The 15373-nt window shown below is 73.4% G+C and carries 11 protein-coding genes and 1 pseudogene; 9 read left to right on the forward strand and 3 right to left on the reverse strand.

The features are described from left to right. Positions 1–123: 123 nt before the first annotated feature. The 3 genes from glmM (at position 124) to ABH931_RS19505 (ending at position 3427) form a co-directional block, all read left to right on the forward strand. Positions 124–1482, forward strand: coding sequence for a phosphoglucosamine mutase (gene glmM / locus ABH931_RS19495; RefSeq protein ID WP_370114900.1), 1359 nt, complete (start codon positions 124–126; stop codon positions 1480–1482). A 201-nt stretch (positions 1483–1683) separates the two neighbouring features. Next, positions 1684–2916 carry an aminotransferase class I/II-fold pyridoxal phosphate-dependent enzyme gene (locus tag ABH931_RS19500; RefSeq protein ID WP_370114902.1) on the forward strand — a complete coding sequence of 411 codons (1233 nt, stop codon included), beginning with the start codon at positions 1684–1686 and terminating at the stop codon, positions 2914–2916. 73 nt (positions 2917–2989) lie between these two features. Then, a complete protein-coding gene (locus ABH931_RS19505; protein WP_370114904.1) occupies positions 2990–3427 on the forward strand; it encodes a hypothetical protein in 438 nt (145 codons plus the stop codon). A 17-nt stretch (positions 3428–3444) separates the two neighbouring features. Here the strand turns inward: ABH931_RS19505 and coaA are convergent, their stop codons facing one another. Further along, positions 3445–4425 (reverse strand): type I pantothenate kinase, encoded by a 981-nt coding sequence (coaA, locus tag ABH931_RS19510; protein ID WP_370114906.1) that lies wholly within the window; start codon positions 4423–4425, stop codon positions 3445–3447. 81 nt (positions 4426–4506) lie between these two features. Then, a complete protein-coding gene (locus tag ABH931_RS19515; protein ID WP_370114908.1) occupies positions 4507–5007 on the reverse strand; it encodes an FBP domain-containing protein in 501 nt (166 codons plus the stop codon). Between the two features lie 75 nt (positions 5008–5082). Between ABH931_RS19515 and ABH931_RS19520 the strand changes: the two genes are divergently transcribed. Continuing rightward, on the forward strand, positions 5083–5634 hold the full coding sequence (locus tag ABH931_RS19520) for a TetR/AcrR family transcriptional regulator (protein ID WP_370114923.1): 552 nt from the start codon (positions 5083–5085) through the stop codon (positions 5632–5634). A gap of 3054 nt (positions 5635–8688) precedes the next feature. On the opposite strand, the pseudogene ABH931_RS19525 reads toward ABH931_RS19520, so the two are convergent. After that, positions 8689–9339: pseudogene (locus ABH931_RS19525) on the reverse strand (BTAD domain-containing putative transcriptional regulator); the annotation flags it as partial. A 156-nt stretch (positions 9340–9495) separates the two neighbouring features. Here ABH931_RS19525 and ABH931_RS19530 point away from each other — a divergent pair. From ABH931_RS19530 to glmS, 5 genes are all read left to right on the forward strand, one after another. Then, positions 9496–10404, forward strand: a complete 909-nt coding sequence (locus ABH931_RS19530) for an ABC transporter ATP-binding protein (protein ID WP_370114910.1) — start codon at positions 9496–9498, stop codon at positions 10402–10404. Between the two features lie 25 nt (positions 10405–10429). After that, on the forward strand, positions 10430–11191 hold the full coding sequence (locus ABH931_RS19535) for an ABC transporter permease (protein ID WP_370114912.1): 762 nt from the start codon (positions 10430–10432) through the stop codon (positions 11189–11191). Between the two features lie 34 nt (positions 11192–11225). Next, positions 11226–12458: a sensor histidine kinase gene (locus tag ABH931_RS19540; RefSeq protein ID WP_370114914.1), complete on the forward strand. Its 1233-nt coding sequence runs from the start codon at positions 11226–11228 to the stop codon at positions 12456–12458. Between the two features lie 4 nt (positions 12459–12462). Then, complete coding sequence (locus ABH931_RS19545; RefSeq protein ID WP_370114916.1) at positions 12463–13101, forward strand: response regulator; 639 nt, start codon at positions 12463–12465, stop codon at positions 13099–13101. A gap of 226 nt (positions 13102–13327) precedes the next feature. Continuing rightward, on the forward strand, positions 13328–15196 hold the full coding sequence (glmS, locus tag ABH931_RS19550) for a glutamine--fructose-6-phosphate transaminase (isomerizing) (RefSeq protein WP_370114917.1): 1869 nt from the start codon (positions 13328–13330) through the stop codon (positions 15194–15196). Positions 15197–15373: the final 177 nt, after the last annotated feature.

The following is a 15373-nucleotide window of genomic DNA, read 5'->3' on the forward strand; positions in this document are numbered from 1 at the left end:
CACCCTGCTCCACCGATTCGTTGGGGGAGCTGGTTTTCGCCACGCCCTGGGAGCACGGTTGTGTTCCCAGGGCGTGGTTTCGTTCATACGCGCATACGCGGCATTACCCGGAAGGCTTCAGCAGTGGGACGACTCTTTGGTACCGACGGCGTTCGCGGTCTCGCGAACGTGGACCTGACCGCGGAGATGGCGATGGGCCTGTCCGTCGCCGCCGCGCACGTGCTCGGCGATCTGGGCGCGTTCGAGGGCCACCGCCCGGTGGCCGTGGTCGGTCGGGACCCGAGGGCCTCCGGCGAGTTCCTGGAGGCCGCCGTCGTCGCCGGCCTCGCCAGCTCCGGCGTGGACGTGCTGCGGCTCGGCGTGCTGCCGACCCCGGCCGTCGCCTACCTGACGGACGCGCTGAACGCCGACTTCGGCGTGATGCTGTCGGCCAGTCACAACCCGATGCCCGACAACGGCCTGAAGTTCCTGGCCAAGGGCGGCCACAAGCTCGACGACGCGATCGAGGACGCCATCGAGGCGCACTACGAGCGCTTCGGTACCGAGGAGTGGTCCCGCCCCACCGGCGCCGCGGTCGGTCGCGTCCGCGACTACGAGGCGGGCCTGGACCGGTACGTCCACCACCTGCTGGCCGCGATGCCGAACCGTCTGGACGGCCTGAAGGTCGTCATCGACGCCGCGCACGGTGCCGCCTCCCACGCGTCCCCGCTGGCGTTCCGCGCGGCCGGCGCCGAGGTGCTCGCCGTCATCGGCGCCGAGCCCGACGGCCTCAACATCAACGACGGCGTCGGCTCCACGCACCTGGGGCCGCTGCGCGCGGCCGTCCTCGAGCACGGCGCGGACCTCGGCATCGCCCACGACGGCGACGCCGACCGCTGCCTCGCGGTGGACCGCGAGGGCAACGAGATCGACGGCGACCAGATCCTCGCGGTGCTGGCGCTGGCCCTGCGCGAGGCCGGCGTGCTGGCCAAGGACACCGTCGTGGCGACGGTCATGTCCAACCTGGGTTTCAAGCTGGCGCTCCAGCGCGAGGGCATCGAGCTGATCCAGACCGCGGTGGGCGACCGCTACGTGCTGGAGTCGATGAAGGAGCACGGCTTCACGCTCGGCGGCGAGCAGTCCGGCCACGTGATCCTGCTGGACCACGCGACGACCGGCGACGGCACGCTGACCGGCCTGCTGCTGGCGGCTCGCGTCGCCGCGACGGGCAAGCCGCTGGCGGAGCTGGCGGGCGTGATGACGCGGCTGCCGCAGGTCATGATCAACGTCAAGGGCGTGGACAAGTCCCGCGCGTCGCAGGACGAGGCGCTGCTCGCGGCTGTCGCCGAGGCGGAGACGGAGCTCGGCGAGACCGGCCGCATCCTCCTGCGTCCCTCGGGGACTGAGCCGCTGGTCCGCGTCATGGTCGAGGCGGCCAACCATGAGCAGGCGCAGGCAGTCTGTGAGCGGCTCGCTAACGTAGTGCGTGACCGTTTGGGCTGAGGCTCAGTTGCACTACCTCAGGGGTGCGGGGCTCTGCCGATGTGCGGCTCCGCCGCGTGGGCGCGAGCAACCACCCTGTGCGGATGGCCCTGTTCAGCGGGGACCATGCGTATGTGGGTGGCTTGTCGCGCCACGCGGCGGAGCCGCATATGGGCAGAGTCCCGCGCTCCTGGACAGTGCATCCACAGGGAAGGCGAAAAAGTGACGCTTCGTGAAGAGTACGCACAGCTCCAGGCCAAGGGGCTGAAGCTGGATCTGACGCGAGGCAAGCCCTCGCCGGAGCAGCTGAACCTGTCGAACCGGATGCTGGAGCTGCCCGGGGCCGGGGACTACCTCGCCGCCGACGGGACGGACACCCGGAACTACGGCGGCGCCACCGGCCTGCCCGAGCTGGTCGGGATCTTCGCGCCGCTGCTCGGCGTGCCGCAGGCGCAGCTGCTGGCGCTCGGCAACGCGAGCCTGCAGATCATGCACGACGTCATCGCGAACGCGATGCTCTCGCCGGTGCCCGGCGCCGCGCGCCGGTGGGTGGAGGAGGACGAGGTCGTCTTCCTGTGCCCGGTGCCGGGCTACGACCGGCACTTCGGGCTGTGCGAGCGCTTCGGCATCACCATGGTGCCGGTCGCGCTGACGGGCGAGGGCCCGGACATGGACGAGGTCGAGCGGCTCGTCGCGGAGGACCCGCGGGTCAAGGGCATCTGGTGCGTCCCGGCGTACAGCAACCCCTCCGGTGAGGTCTACAGCGCCGAGACCGTGCGCCGCCTCGCGGCGATGACGACCGCCGCGCCGGACTTCCGGATCTTCTGGGACAACGCCTACGCGATCCACGACCTGACCGAGGAGCGTGCCGAGCTCGCGGACATCCTGGCGGCCTGCGCGCTGGCCGGGAACCCGGACCGGGCGTTCGTCTTCGCGTCCACCTCGAAGATCTCGCTGGCCGGGGCCGGGGTCGCCTTCTTCGGCTCCTCGACGGCCAACGTCGAGTGGCTGAAGGCGCTGATGGCCAAGCAGACCATCGGCCCCGACAAGGTCAACCAGCTGCGCCACGTCCGGTTCTTCGGCGACGCGGACGGCGTGCTCGGGCACATGGCCAAGCACCGCGCGCTGCTCGCGCCGCGCTTCGAGACGGTCGAGCACGTGCTGGAGCGGGAGCTCGGCGGGCGCGGGATCGCCCGCTGGAGCCGTCCCGACGGCGGGTACTTCGTCAGCCTGGAGGTGCCGGACGGCTGCGCGGCGGAGGTCGTGCGGCTGGCCAAGGAGGCCGGCGTCGCGCTGACCCCGGCCGGCGCGGCGTTCCCCTACGGGCACGACCCGCGCGACCACCACATCCGCATCGCGCCGAGCTACCCGTCGCTGACGGAGCTGCGCGAGGCGATGGAGGCGGTGGCCCTGTGCGTACGGCTGGCGGCGGAGGAGGCCAAGGCCCAGCAGTAAGGGCGTGACAGGCGGGCAGGGAATCGGATAGCGTCCGCGACGCTATCCGATTCCTTTTTACGGGGGCCCCGCCTTGAACCTAGATTTCAGTAATTCGCCCGGTTTCTCGACCTATGTCATCCTGCTGCTGATCAGCGGCATCGCCATGCTGGTCATCGCCGCGCTGAACTCCAGCGGGCAGACGGTGGGCTGGCGCATCTTCAACGCCGTCGTGGGTGTCGCGTTCCTCGGTTACGGCGTCTACCTGGCGTTTATTTTCACCGGCGGCACGTACTTCATCGTTTTCAAGGCATTCATCCTGCCGGTGGTGCTGCTGGTCAACTTCCTCCGGTCGCGCAAGTCGCGCAGCACGGACGCGGCCGCGCCGCAGATGTACATCCCGCCGCAGGGCGGGGGCGCGCCGCAGCAGCCGTACGACGCCGCCGCTCCGTACGCGTCGCTGCCGCAGGCGGCCGCGCCGTACCAGCCCTACGACGCCGCGCCGCCTCCGCCGCAGGCCCCGCAGGGCTGAGCCGGCCGTCAGAGCTTTCAGAGCTTGCGGAGGCTGACCCGCTGGACCTTGTGGTCGGGGCCCTTGCGCAGGACCAGGTCCGCGCGGCCGCGGGTCGGGGCGACGTTCTCGACGAGGTTGGGGCGGTTGATCGTGCGCCACAGGTGGCGCGCGTAGTCGAGCGCCTCGGCCTCGGGGACCTCCGCGTAGCGGCGGAAGTAGGACTCGGGGTCCTGGAACGCCGTCTCCCGGAGCTTGCGGAACCGCTCCAGGTACCACTTCTCGATCTCGTCGGCGCGGGCGTCGACGTAGATCGAGAAGTCGAAGAAGTCCGCCACCGCGACCCGCGTGCGCCCGTCCTGCCCCGGCAGGGCGGGCTGCAGCACGTTCAGGCCCTCGACGATGAGGATGTCGGGCCGGTGCACCGTCAGCCGCTCGTCCGGGACGATGTCGTAGACCAGGTGCGAGTAGACCGGGGCGGTGACCTCCGCCTTGCCGGACTTCACGTCGGAGACGAAGCGGGTCAGCGCGCGGCGGTCGTAGGACTCGGGGAAGCCCTTGCGGGACATCAGGCCCCGGCGGCGCAGCTCGGCGTTGGGCAGCAGGAAGCCGTCCGTGGTCACCAGCTCGACGCGCGGGTGCTCGGGCCAGCGGGCCAGCATGGCCTGGAGCAGGCGGGCCGTCGTGGACTTGCCGACGGCCACGGAGCCGGCGACGCCGATGACGAACGGCGTGCCGGACTGGGTGTGGGTGTGCTCGTTGCTGTCCAGGAAGTCGTTGAGCGCGCCTCGCAGCGCGCCGGTCGCGGTCACGTACAGGTTCAGCAGTCGTGACAGCGGCAGGTAGACGTCCTGGACCTCCTGGAGGTCGATGACGTCGCCGAGACCGCGCAGCCGTTCCAGTTCGGCGGCGGTCAACGGGAGCGGTGTGCGCTCGTGGAGCGCGCTCCACTCCGCTCGGTCGAGGTCGACGAAGGGAGACGCGTCGGCGCGGCGGTGGGCTTCCAGCGTGGTGGGCACGGTCCTATTGTCGGCCGAGTCCTGGATGGTCCGCGCCGAGAGATATGTCTCAGCGCCGCTCAGGCCGGGCTTTTGACGGGTTCAGCACTTCAGGACCTCGTCCAGGAACGCGTGGAGCTTGGTGTTCAGCCGGTCGACCTGCTCCTCCTGGCTGAGCGACTCCTCGAACCTGGCCCCCGGCTCGGCCTGCTTGAGGCCGCGGACGTAGAGCGGGCAGGCGAGGTCGGTGCACATGTAGAGCCCGACGGTGTTGCCCTCCCGCCCGGCCTTGCCCGCGCGGCGGGCGGTCAGCAGGGAGACGCCGCTGCGCGGGTGCGTGGTCAGGCAGAGCGAGCAGAGGCTGCGCTGGAGGAACCCGCGCTGCGGCGGCGGGAAGCGCAGGGTGATCCCGACGAGCGCCCCGTCGGGTCGCTCGGCGACGAGCGCGCAGCGGTCGGGCGCGCCCGGGTCGCGCCAGCCGAGGAAGTCGAGGTCGGCGAAGGGCCGCTCGTCCAGGTCGCGCGGGATGTACAGGCGTGAGGCCTCGCCCTTGCTGCAGTTCACGAAGGACGCGCGGATCCGGGGTTCGGTGAGCTTCTCCATGGCTTCGACGCTAAGCTTTCCTAGGAGTCCTAGGCAAACGATTATTCACTGTAGTTTGGAGTGCTCTTGGCACGAATGGGCCTGACCGCGGACCGGGTCGCCCACGCGGCGGCGGACCTCGCCGACGAGGCCGGCTTCGACCGGCTGACGGTCGCGGCGGTGGCGCGCCGCCTCGGCGTCGCGGACGCGAGCCTGTATGCGCACCTGCGGAACCTGGCGGAGCTGCGGGAGCGGGTCGCGGCGCTGGCCATGGCGGAGCTGGCCGACGCGCTGGGGGAGGCGGTGGCCGGGCGCGGCGGACGCGACGCGCTGGTCGCCTTCGCGGACGCGTACCGGGGCTTCGCCCTCGGCCACCCCGGCCGCTACGCGGCGACGCAGTTGCCCGTGGACAGCGAGGGCGGCCACCGCGTGGTCGCGGCGTGCGCCGCGCTGCTGCGCGGCTACGCGCTGGACACTGTCGCGGAGGTGGACGCCATCCGGCTCCTGTGCGGCACGTTCCACGGGTGGGTCACCCTGGAGGCGGCCGGCCGCTTCCGGCTCGGCCGCCCGATGGACGCCTCCTGGCGCGTGGCGCTCGATGCCCTGGACGGCGCCCTCAAGGCGATGCCCACCGCCCCCGAGTCGTAACAGGCCCCGCCTCCGGGCGGCCCTGACCCTCTGGCCCTGACCTTCGGGCCCTGACCTTCGGGCTCCGGCCGTTTCGGGCTCGGGCCCCTCCAGGTCCAGGCGTTCGGGCCTTGGCCCTTCGGCTCCGGCCCTCGGCCTGGGGGCCGCGTTCCGGGGGTGCTCAGGGTGTCCCGGCGGAGGGGCGGAAGCCGGTGGGATGGACGTCGCCCAGGCCGAGGGACGCCAGGACCTCCTGGCGTGAGGCCGAGCGGCCTCGGGTCGAGGCGGCGTCGAAGGCTGCCGCGCCGAGGGCGGCCCGGGCCGCCGCGCTGTTGGCGGCCACCTCGGGGTTGGCGCGGTCCGGGACGCCACGCTGGCCGTGGGCCGCGCCGAGCAGGTAGGCGGCGCTCGTCGCGTCGCCCCGGCGCAGCCCTGGAGCGCGGCCGCGACGATCGGGCCGTCGTAGGACTGCCCGGCGTTGCGCAGCGCGTCCAGGTGGGCGCGTTCGGCCTCGTCCAGGCGGCCGCACGCGCCCAGTGACAGGCCGAGCTCGGTCAGCAGCAGCGACTTCATCTGCGGCAGGCCGTGCAGCCGGTTGTCGACCAGGCCCAGCGCCTCCTCCAGCAGCATCAGTCCGCGCTCGGGCACGGCGGTGCGGCGGTAGGCGCCCGCCAGGGCGCTGTGCGCGACCAGCAGTGGGGACCAGGAGCCGCCCGCGCGGACCGACACCACCAGCTGCTCCAGCTCGGTGACGGCCTCCTCGCTCTCGGCGGCCGCGTAGCGGGCGGCGATCATCCGGGCCCGGTAGTCGGGTGCGTCCGCGTTGACGCCCATCCGCTGCTCGAACTCCACGGCCCGCTCCCACAGGGCGACGGCGTCGTCGACGTCGCCGCGCCACAGGGCGTAGTCGGCGAGCCCGGAGCAGCAGAAGGACTGGCCCCACAGGTCGCCGACCTCGTGGAACTGCTCCGCGGCCTCCCGCAGCGTCGCCTCGGCCTCCTCGGCGCGACCCTCGTTCTGCAGCGAGAAGCCGTAGAAGAGCCGCCCTGCCGCGCGCACCCACGGGTGCGGCACGTCCAGGAGCCGCACGGCCAGGCCGGTGACGTCCCAGTCCTGCTGCTCGAAGAGCGCGGTCATGATGTCGAGCAGCGGCAGCACCGGGTGGGCGACCGGGTCGGCCAGGGCGTCGCGCAGCCGGATCGCCCGGTGCAGCAGGTCCAGGGTGGAGTCGAGCTGCCAGTCGGTGTCGACGGCGTAGAGCGCGGTGATGCCCGCGGCGACCGCGTGCGCGAGCGGCGGGACGCCCTCGGTCGGCAACGCGAGCGCCTGGTGCACCAGCGGGAGGTTCTCGCCCTGCTCGCCGCGACGCCACAGGTACCAGCCGATGCCCGCGACCAGCCGGATCGCGGTGTCGGGGTCGTCGTGCTCGACGCACCAGCGCAGCGCGGCGATCAGGTCGTCGTGGGCGGCGCTGAAGGCCGCGAGCGCGGCGACCTGGCGCCGCCCGTAGAGGTCGGTCTCGTGGCGCTCGGCCAGCGCGAGGAAGTGCGCGGCGTGCGCGCCCCGGGTGGCGGCGGTGGCGCCCTCCTCGGCGAGCCGCTCGGCCGCGTAGACGCGGATCGTCTCCAGCAGCCGGTAGCGGCCCGCGTCGGTGCGCACCACCAGCGACTTGTCGACCAGCGAGGCCAGCACGTCGAAGATCTGGTCCTCGGTCAGCTCGGGACTGGCGGTCGCGCAGATCTCCTCGACGGCGACGAGCGCTGCCGGACCGGAGAAGACGGACAGCCGGGCGAGCAGCGCGCGCTCGGGGGCCTCCAGCAGGTCCCAGCTCCAGTCGACGACGGCGCGCAGGGTCCGGTGCCGGGGCAGCGCGGCCCGGCTGCCGCCGGTGAGCAGCCGGAACCGCTGCGCGAGGCGGTCGGCGATGCCCTGCGGGTCCAGCGAGCGCATCCGCGCGGCCGCGAGCTCGATGGCGAGCGGCTGGCCGTCCAGGGCGCGGCAGACGGTGACCACGGTGGCGAGCTCGTCCGCGGTCGGCGTCCAGTCGGGCCTCACGGCGGCGGCGCGGTCCAGGAAGAGCCGGACAGCCGGGTAGTCGCAGGTGCCCTCCGCGCCGGCCGCGTCGGCCGCGTCGGGTTCGGGCAGCGCCAGCGGCGGCACGGGCAGCAGCTGTTCGCCGGTGATGGCCAGCGGTTCGCGGCTGGTGGCGAGGACGCGCAGCTGGGGGCAGGCGGCGAGAAGCCGGGCGGCCAGCGTGGCGGCCGCGTCGATCAGGTGCTCGCAGTTGTCCAGGAGCAGCAGCAGATCCGTGGTGCCGATGCTGTCGATCAGCCGCTCCGTCGTGTCGACGGGGTTGCCTCCGCCCGGCACCGGTCGCGTGGGCGCGGCCTCGCGCCGGTGCAGCGTCGCGGCGACCGCGCTCGGCACGTCGGCGCCCTCCCCGACCGGCGCGAGCTCGACCAGCCGCAGCGGCGTCGGGTGACTGCGCGCCGACTCGATCGCGAGCCGGGTCTTGCCGGCCCCGCCGGGCCCGATCAGGGTCACCAGCCGTGCGGAGCCCAACGCCTCCCGCACCGCGGTGACCTCGGCCTCCCGGCCGAGAAAGCTGGTGAGGGCGGCGGGCAGGCCGTGCGGCACGGGCGGGCTGAAGCCCGCCACACCGGAGGCCGCCCCGGCGGAGCGGGCGGAGCCGGACGCCGGCGAGCCGAAGTCCCCGGGAGCGGCGCCCGCGGTGTCGGCCGGTGCCGTGCCGGTGCCTGCGGGGCCGGATTCCGCCGCGCTGGTGCCCGCTGGGTGGGCCGGTGTCGTGCCGGTGCCTGCGGGGCCGGATTCCGCCGCGCTGGTGCCCGCTGGGTGGGCCGGTGTCGTGCCGGAGCTCGCCGTGCCGGGTCCCGCCGCACGGGTGCCCGCTGGGTGGGCCGGTGTCGTGCCGGTGTCTGCGGGGCCGGATTCCGCCGCGCTGGTGCCCGCTGGGTGGGCCGGTGTCGTGCCGGAGCTCGCCGTGCCGGGTCCCGCCGCGCCCGCTGCGTCGGTGGACTCTGCGGGGAGCGCTGCCGGCGAGGTCAGGACCGCCAGGTGGGCCGCGCACAGGAGGGGGGAGGGGCCGGTGCCCAGTTCCTCGGCGAGGAGCGTGCGGGCGCGTTCGTACTCGGCGAGGGCCTCCGCGTCGCGGCCCGCCTGGTGCAGGGCGCGCAGCAACTGCGCGCGGGAGCGTTCGCGCAGCGGGTCGGCGGCGACGGAGGCGCGCAGGGCCGCGATCTGTGCCGCGCCGCGTCCGGCGGCCAGCTCGGTGTCGACCACCTCGTCCCGGGCGGACTGCCGCTGCGCGAGCAGGCGGGCGACCTCCTCCGGATGGCCGGGCAGGTCGGGCGCGCCCCGCCACAGGGCCAGGGCCCGGCCGTACTCCTCGGCCCGCAGCGACTCCGCGAACGCGGCCAGGTCGGTGCCGAGCGTGAGCCGGTAGCCGGCCGGGGTGAGTTCGACGGCGTCGCGGCCCAGCGCGGACCGCAGCCGCGAGGCGAGTGCCTGGACCGCGTTGGCGGGGTTGGCGGGTGGCTCGTCGGGCCAGAGCGTGTCCGTCAGCACGCCGACCGGGACGGGCCTGCCGTCGCTCAGCACCAGGGCGGCGAGCAGCGTGCGGAGACGCTCGCCCTTGAGCTCCACGGCCTCGCCGTCCGGGCCGGTGACGGACATTGGTCCGAGAAGTCGAATCCGCACGCGGTCCATTGTGCCGGGCGGGTGGCGCGGGGCCGCCCATCAACCGATCGGTTGATGCCGCCCATCGACCGATCGACGCGACGGTCGAGCCTGGCGGTCGATCCGCGGCGGGCCCCTGGCGCGGGAGCGTAGAGCCACCGACAGCGACGAGGGGAGCCAAGGACCATGGCGGTCATCGAGGTGGAGCGGCTGCACAAGCGGTACGGGGACGAGGTCGCGGTCGACGACGTCTCCTTCGAGGTCGAGCCGGGCGAGATCTTCGGGGTGCTCGGCCCCAACGGCGCCGGGAAGACGACGACGGTCGAGTGCCTGGCCGGGCTGCGCACCCCGGACGGCGGGCGCGTCCGCGTCCTCGGTCTGGACCCGACGCGGGAGCGCGACGCGCTGCGGCAGGTGCTCGGCGTGCAGCTCCAGCACAGCGGCCTGCCCGACCGGCTGAGGGTGCGTGAGGCGCTGGACCTCTACGCCTCCTTCTACCGGCAGCCCGCCGACGTCCCCGCGCTGCTGGACCGGCTGGGGCTGACGGAGAAGGCCGGCACCGCCTACAAGAAGCTCTCCGGCGGCCAGCAGCAGCGCCTCGCCATCGCCCTGGCGATGGTCGGCAGCCCGCGTGTGGTCGTCCTGGACGAGCTGACGACGGGTCTGGACCCGCACGCCCGCCGGGCCACCTGGGAGCTGGTCGAGCAGGTCCGCGCCACCGGCGTGACGGTCCTGCTGGTCACGCACTTCATGGAGGAGGCCGAGCGGCTCTGCGACCGCGTCGCCCTGATCGACGCCGGACGGGTCGTGGCCGTGGACACCCCCGCCGCCCTCGCCGCGCGGGCCGGACAGCAGCAGCGGCTGCGGTTCCGTCCCTCGGCGCCGTTGACGGACGAGGAGCTGCGCGCGCTGCCGGAGGTCACCGCGGTGACCCGGCACGGCTCGCTGGTCGAGGTCACCGGCACCGGGAACCTCGTCCACGCGGTCACCTCGCTGCTGGCCAGGCGGCAGATCATCGCGGGCGACCTGCGGGTCGAGCAGGCCAGCCTCGACGACGCGTTCGTCACCCTCACCGGCCACGCCGCCGACCACTGATCCCGCCCACCTCGAAGGAGCCGTCATGACCACCACCGCACTGCCGTCCGTCCGGATGACCCGCAAGGGCTTCACCACCCTCACCTCCGTCCAGGCCAGGCTGCTGTTGCGCGAGCCCGCAGCGCTCGCCTGGCTGGCCGTGCCCGTCGTCGTGGTGCTGGTGCTGGGCAGCATCCCGGGCTTCCGCACCCCGCAGGCCGCCCTGGGCGGGCAGCGCGTGATCGACGTCTACGTCCCCACCTGCGCGGCGATGGTGCCGCTCTTCCTGGCGCTGACCGCGCTGCCGGCGACGTTCGCCTCCTACCGGGAGAAGGCGGTGCTGCGGCGCCTCTCGGTCAGCCCGGTGCCCGCGGCCGGGGTGCTGGGCGCGCTGGTCACGGTGATCGCGGCAATGGCGGCGGCCGGAGTGGTGGCCGTGGTGGCGATCGGCGCGCTGGTCTTCGACGTCAAGGCCCCCGCGCACCCGGCCGCGGCGCTCGCGGGGTTCGTGCTGGGCGGTGCGGCGGTGCTGGCGCTCGGTCTGGTGGTGGCGGCGCGGGCGCGGACGGCGGGAGCCGCGAGCGGCCTCGGGGTGCCGCTGATGGTGCTGAACTTCTTCGCCGCCGGGCTCTACGTCCCGGTCGCCGAGCTGCCGCAGAGCCTCCAGCGCGTCTGCGAGTTCGTGCCCTTCGGTGCGGTGACGGCGATCTGGTCGGGCCACGGCCCGCTCTGGCAGCACCTGCTGGTGCTGGCGGGGTGGACGGTCGCGGGCGGTCTGGCGGCGGTCAGGTTCTTCCGGTGGGAGTAGGCGGTCGGTGCGAGCGAGCGGGGAGGATGGGCGCGTGACCGTCGACGCTGCCGAGCAGCAGAACCGCCAGGAGCGGATCCTCCACCTGGTTCCCTACGCCGGGCTCGCCCTGGCCGTGCTGCTGGCGCTGGTGACCGGCCCGGTGGCCGGGCCGCGCCTGGTGGCCGTGCTGGGCCCGGCGGCCCTCGCGGCCGTCTGGCAGTACCTGATGCACGTCCCGCAGGCCGAGCGGGAGGCGCGCCGCACCAAGGCCGTCGCCTTCTACGCGGGCCTGCTGGTCCTCACCGGCCTGCTGGTGACGGTCAGTCCGTTCTTCGGCTTCTTCGGGTTCACCTGCTACCTCCAGGTCGGCCTGCTGCCGCGACGGCTGTGGCTGCCCGCGGTGGTGCTGACCGCCGCCCTGATGGCGACGACCCAGGTCGGCGGCGTGCCGATGCTGGCGCACGGGATGCTCCTGCCGTACCTCGGGCTGCTGGTCGTCAACGTCCTGATCGCGGGGACCATCACCTACCAGGCCCTGGACGACGACCAGCGCAGCCGGGCCAGGGCCGTGCTCATCGGGGAGCTGGCGGAGGCCAACGCGCGGCTGCGGGAGGCGCTGGAGGAGAACGCGGGCCTGCACGCCCAGCTCGTCGCCCAGGCGCGGGAGGCGGGGGTGCTGGACGAGCGGCAGCGGATGGCGGGCGAGATCCACGACACCATCGCCCAGGGCCTGACCGGGATCGTCACCCAGCTGGAGGCCGCCGCCCACGCCGACAACGATCCGGAGCGCCGCGTCCGGCACCGCGACCTCGCCCACCGGCTGGCCAAGGAGAGCCTCGCGGAGGCCCGGCGCTCCGTGCAGGCGCTGCGTCCCGGACCTCTGGCCCAGGCCCACCTGCCGGAGGCGGTGCAGGAGTTGGCGGAGCGCTGGTCGCAGACCTCGGGCGTGCCGATACGGGTGGAGGTCACCGGCAGTCCGGCGCCGCTGCTGCCGGCGGTGGAGGTGGTGCTCTTCCGGGCCGCGCAGGAGGGGCTGGCCAACATCGCCAAGCACGCGGCGGCGACCCGGGCCGGGCTCACCCTCTCCTATACCGACGAGCTGGTCCTGCTCGACGTCGTGGACGACGGCGTGGGCTTCCCGGCCGGGAGCGCCGGCACCCAGAGCTACGGGCTGGAGGCGATGCGGCAGCGGTTGCGGCAGGTCGGCGGCGCGCTGGAGATCGAGTCCGAGCCGGGGGAGGGCACGGCGATCAGCGTCCAGGTGCCCGCGTTGTGGGGACAATGATCCCGTGACCATACGTCTGCTCATCGTCGACGACCATCCGATCGTGCGGGACGGCCTGCGCGGCATCTTCGACCAGGACCCGGGCTTCGAGGTGGCCGGCGAGGCCGCCGACGGTGCCGAGGCCGTCGAACGGGCCCTCGCGCTGGCCCCCGACGTGGTGCTGCTGGACCTGCGGATGCCGGGCGTGGGCGGCGTCGAGGCGATCCGGCGGCTGCGCGAACGCGCGCCGCAGGTGCGGGTGCTGGTGGTCACGACCTACGACAGCGACGCCGACGTGCTGCCCGCGATCGAGGCGGGCGCCACGGGCTACCTGCTCAAGGACGCCCCGCGCGAGGAGCTGGTGCGGGCCGTGCGGGCCGCGCACCAGGGCCAGGCGGTCCTCGCGCCGACGGTGGCGCAGAAGCTGATCGGCGCCGTCCGCGCCCCGCAGCCCCAGCCGCAGCCCTCGGCGCTGCTGACCGACCGCGAGCTGGAGATCCTGCGGCTGGTCGCGGCCGGCACCAGCAACAAGGAGGCCGCGAAGCGGCTGTTCATCAGCGAGGCGACGGTCAAGACCCACCTGCTGCACCTGTACGGCAAGCTCGGCGTCCGCGACCGCGCCGCCGCCGTGGCCGCCGGCTACCAGCGCGGGCTGCTCACCTAGCTCACGGCCAGACGAACCGCAGGTACGGGTCGTAGCGGACCTTGGCCGGCGCCACGCCGCCGATCGTCCGCGAGACCGTCCATCAGGGCGTCGACGGTGGCCTCGAACATCTGCTCCCCTTTTGCATAGCTTGTCTCTTTTGCGCCTTATAAAGCTGTGAGCCTCGTCGCACTTTCGGTCCAGGAGCGGAGGCGAGGGCTCCGCGAGCGGGCCTTAAGCTGGGGCGATGTGCGGAATCGTTGGTTACGTGGGCGAGCAGCCCGCCCTGGACGTCGTCCTGTCCGGGCTGCGGCGTCTCGAATACCGGGGATACGACTCGGCCGGTGTGGCCGTGCAGACCCCCGAAGGCGACCTCGCGGTCGCGAAGAAGGCCGGAAAGCTCGCCAATCTCGAGGCGCTGCTCACCGAGACCCCCCTGGCTGAGGGCACAGTCGGGATAGGTCACACCCGGTGGGCCACCCACGGCGGTCCGACCGACGCCAACGCCCACCCCCACGTGGGTGGCGCGGGCAAGGTCGCCGTCGTGCACAACGGCATCATCGAGAACTTCGCCCAGCTGCGCCTGGAGCTGACCGAGCGCGGCCACGTGCTCCTCTCCGAGACCGACACCGAGGTCGTGGCGCACCTGCTGGCCGAGGCGGTGGACGCGCAGCGGGCAGGCGGCGCGGAACTCGACCTCGCCGAGGCGATGCGCGGCGTCTGCCGTCAGCTGGAGGGCGCCTTCACCCTCGTCGCCACCCACGCCGACGCCACCGGCGTCGTCGTCGCCGCGCGCCGCAACTCGCCGCTGGTCGTCGGCGTCGGCCAGGGCGAGAACTTCCTCGCCTCCGACGTGGCCGCCTTCATCGCGCACACCCGCGAGGCCATCGAGCTGGGCCAGGACCAGGTCGTCGAGCTGCGCCGCGAGGGCGTGACGATCACGGACTTCTATGGCAAGCCCGGCGAGTTCCGCGAGTACCACGTGGACTGGGACGCCTCGGCCGCCGAGAAGGGCGGCTACGACTACTTCATGCTCAAGGAGATCGCCGAGCAGCCGAAGGCCGTCGCCGACACCCTCCTCGGCCGCATCGGCACCGACGGCCGGCTCACCCTCGACGAGCTGCGCATCGACGACTCCGTGCTGCGCGAGGTCGACAAGGTCGTCATCGTCGCCTGCGGCACCGCGTTCCACGCGGGCATGATCGCCAAGTACGCGATCGAGCACTGGACCCGCATCCCCTGCGAGGTCGAGGTCGCCTCGGAGTTCCGCTACCGCGACCCGATCCTGGACGCGCAGACGCTGGTCATCGCGATCTCCCAGTCCGGCGAGACCATGGACACCCTGATGGCGCTGCGTCACGCGCGCGAGCAGGGCGCCAAGGTGCTGGCCATCTGCAACACCAACGGCTCGACCATCCCGCGTGAGTCCGACGCCGTGCTCTACACGCACGCCGGCCCCGAGGTCGCGGTCGCCTCCACCAAGGCGTTCCTGACCCAGCTGGTCGCCTGCTACCTGGTCGCCCTCTACCTCGGCCAGGTCCGCGGCACCAAGTGGGGCGACGAGATCTTCGAGATCATCCACCAGCTCGCCGACGCCCCGCGCCAGCTCGAGCAGGTGCTGGAGACCATGGAGCCGGTCCGCGAGCTGGCCCGCTCGCTGGCCGACGCCAAGTCGGTCCTCTTCCTCGGCCGCCACGTGGGCTTCCCGGTGGCGCTGGAGGGCGCGCTCAAGCTCAAGGAGCTCGCCTACATGCACGCCGAGGGCTTCGCCGCCGGTGAGCTGAAGCACGGTCCGATCGCGCTGATCGAGGAGGGCCTGCCGGTCGTCGTGGTCGTCCCGTCGCCGCGCGGCCGCTCGGTCCTGCACGACAAGATCGTCTCCAACATCCAGGAGATCCGCGCGCGCGGCGCCCGCACGCTCGTGATCGCCGAGGAGGGCGACGAGGCGGTCGTGCCGTACGCCGACCACCTGGTCCGCATCCCGCAGACGCCGACGCTGCTCCAGCCGCTGGTCGCGACCGTCCCGCTTCAGGTCTTCGCCTGCGAGCTGGCCACGGCCAAGGGCCACGAGGTGGACCAGCCGCGCAACCTGGCCAAGTCGGTGACGGTCGAGTAGACCGCCCCTTCGGCGACAGCTGACAGAGTGGGGTGGGGGCGCCGGCGGCCCGCCGCCCCCCCGGGTGGTTAGGGGGGCCGGGGGGGTAAAACAGGGGGGCCCCCACGACCGCGGGGGTAAACGCCCACGCCGGGGGCGGGCGGGCCCCCCCCCCCACCGCGGGAGAAACCCGCGGCC

The organism is Streptacidiphilus sp. MAP12-33 (assembly GCF_041261265.1).
In the GTDB taxonomy this organism is placed as follows: domain Bacteria; phylum Actinomycetota; class Actinomycetes; order Streptomycetales; family Streptomycetaceae; genus Streptacidiphilus.

Excerpts from the sequence above, each read along its gene's own strand:
- ABH931_RS19515 (WP_370114908.1), bottom strand. The coding sequence starts at position 5,007 with ATGGAGAAGCTCACCGAACCCCGGATCCGCGCGTCCTTCGTGAACTGC.
- ABH931_RS19520 (WP_370114923.1), top strand. The coding sequence starts at position 5,083 with ATGGGCCTGACCGCGGACCGGGTCGCCCACGCGGCGGCGGACCTCGCC.
- ABH931_RS19530 (WP_370114910.1), top strand. The coding sequence starts at position 9,496 with ATGGCGGTCATCGAGGTGGAGCGGCTGCACAAGCGGTACGGGGACGAG.
- ABH931_RS19535 (WP_370114912.1), top strand. The coding sequence starts at position 10,430 with ATGACCACCACCGCACTGCCGTCCGTCCGGATGACCCGCAAGGGCTTC.
- glmS (WP_370114917.1), top strand. The coding sequence starts at position 13,328 with ATGTGCGGAATCGTTGGTTACGTGGGCGAGCAGCCCGCCCTGGACGTC.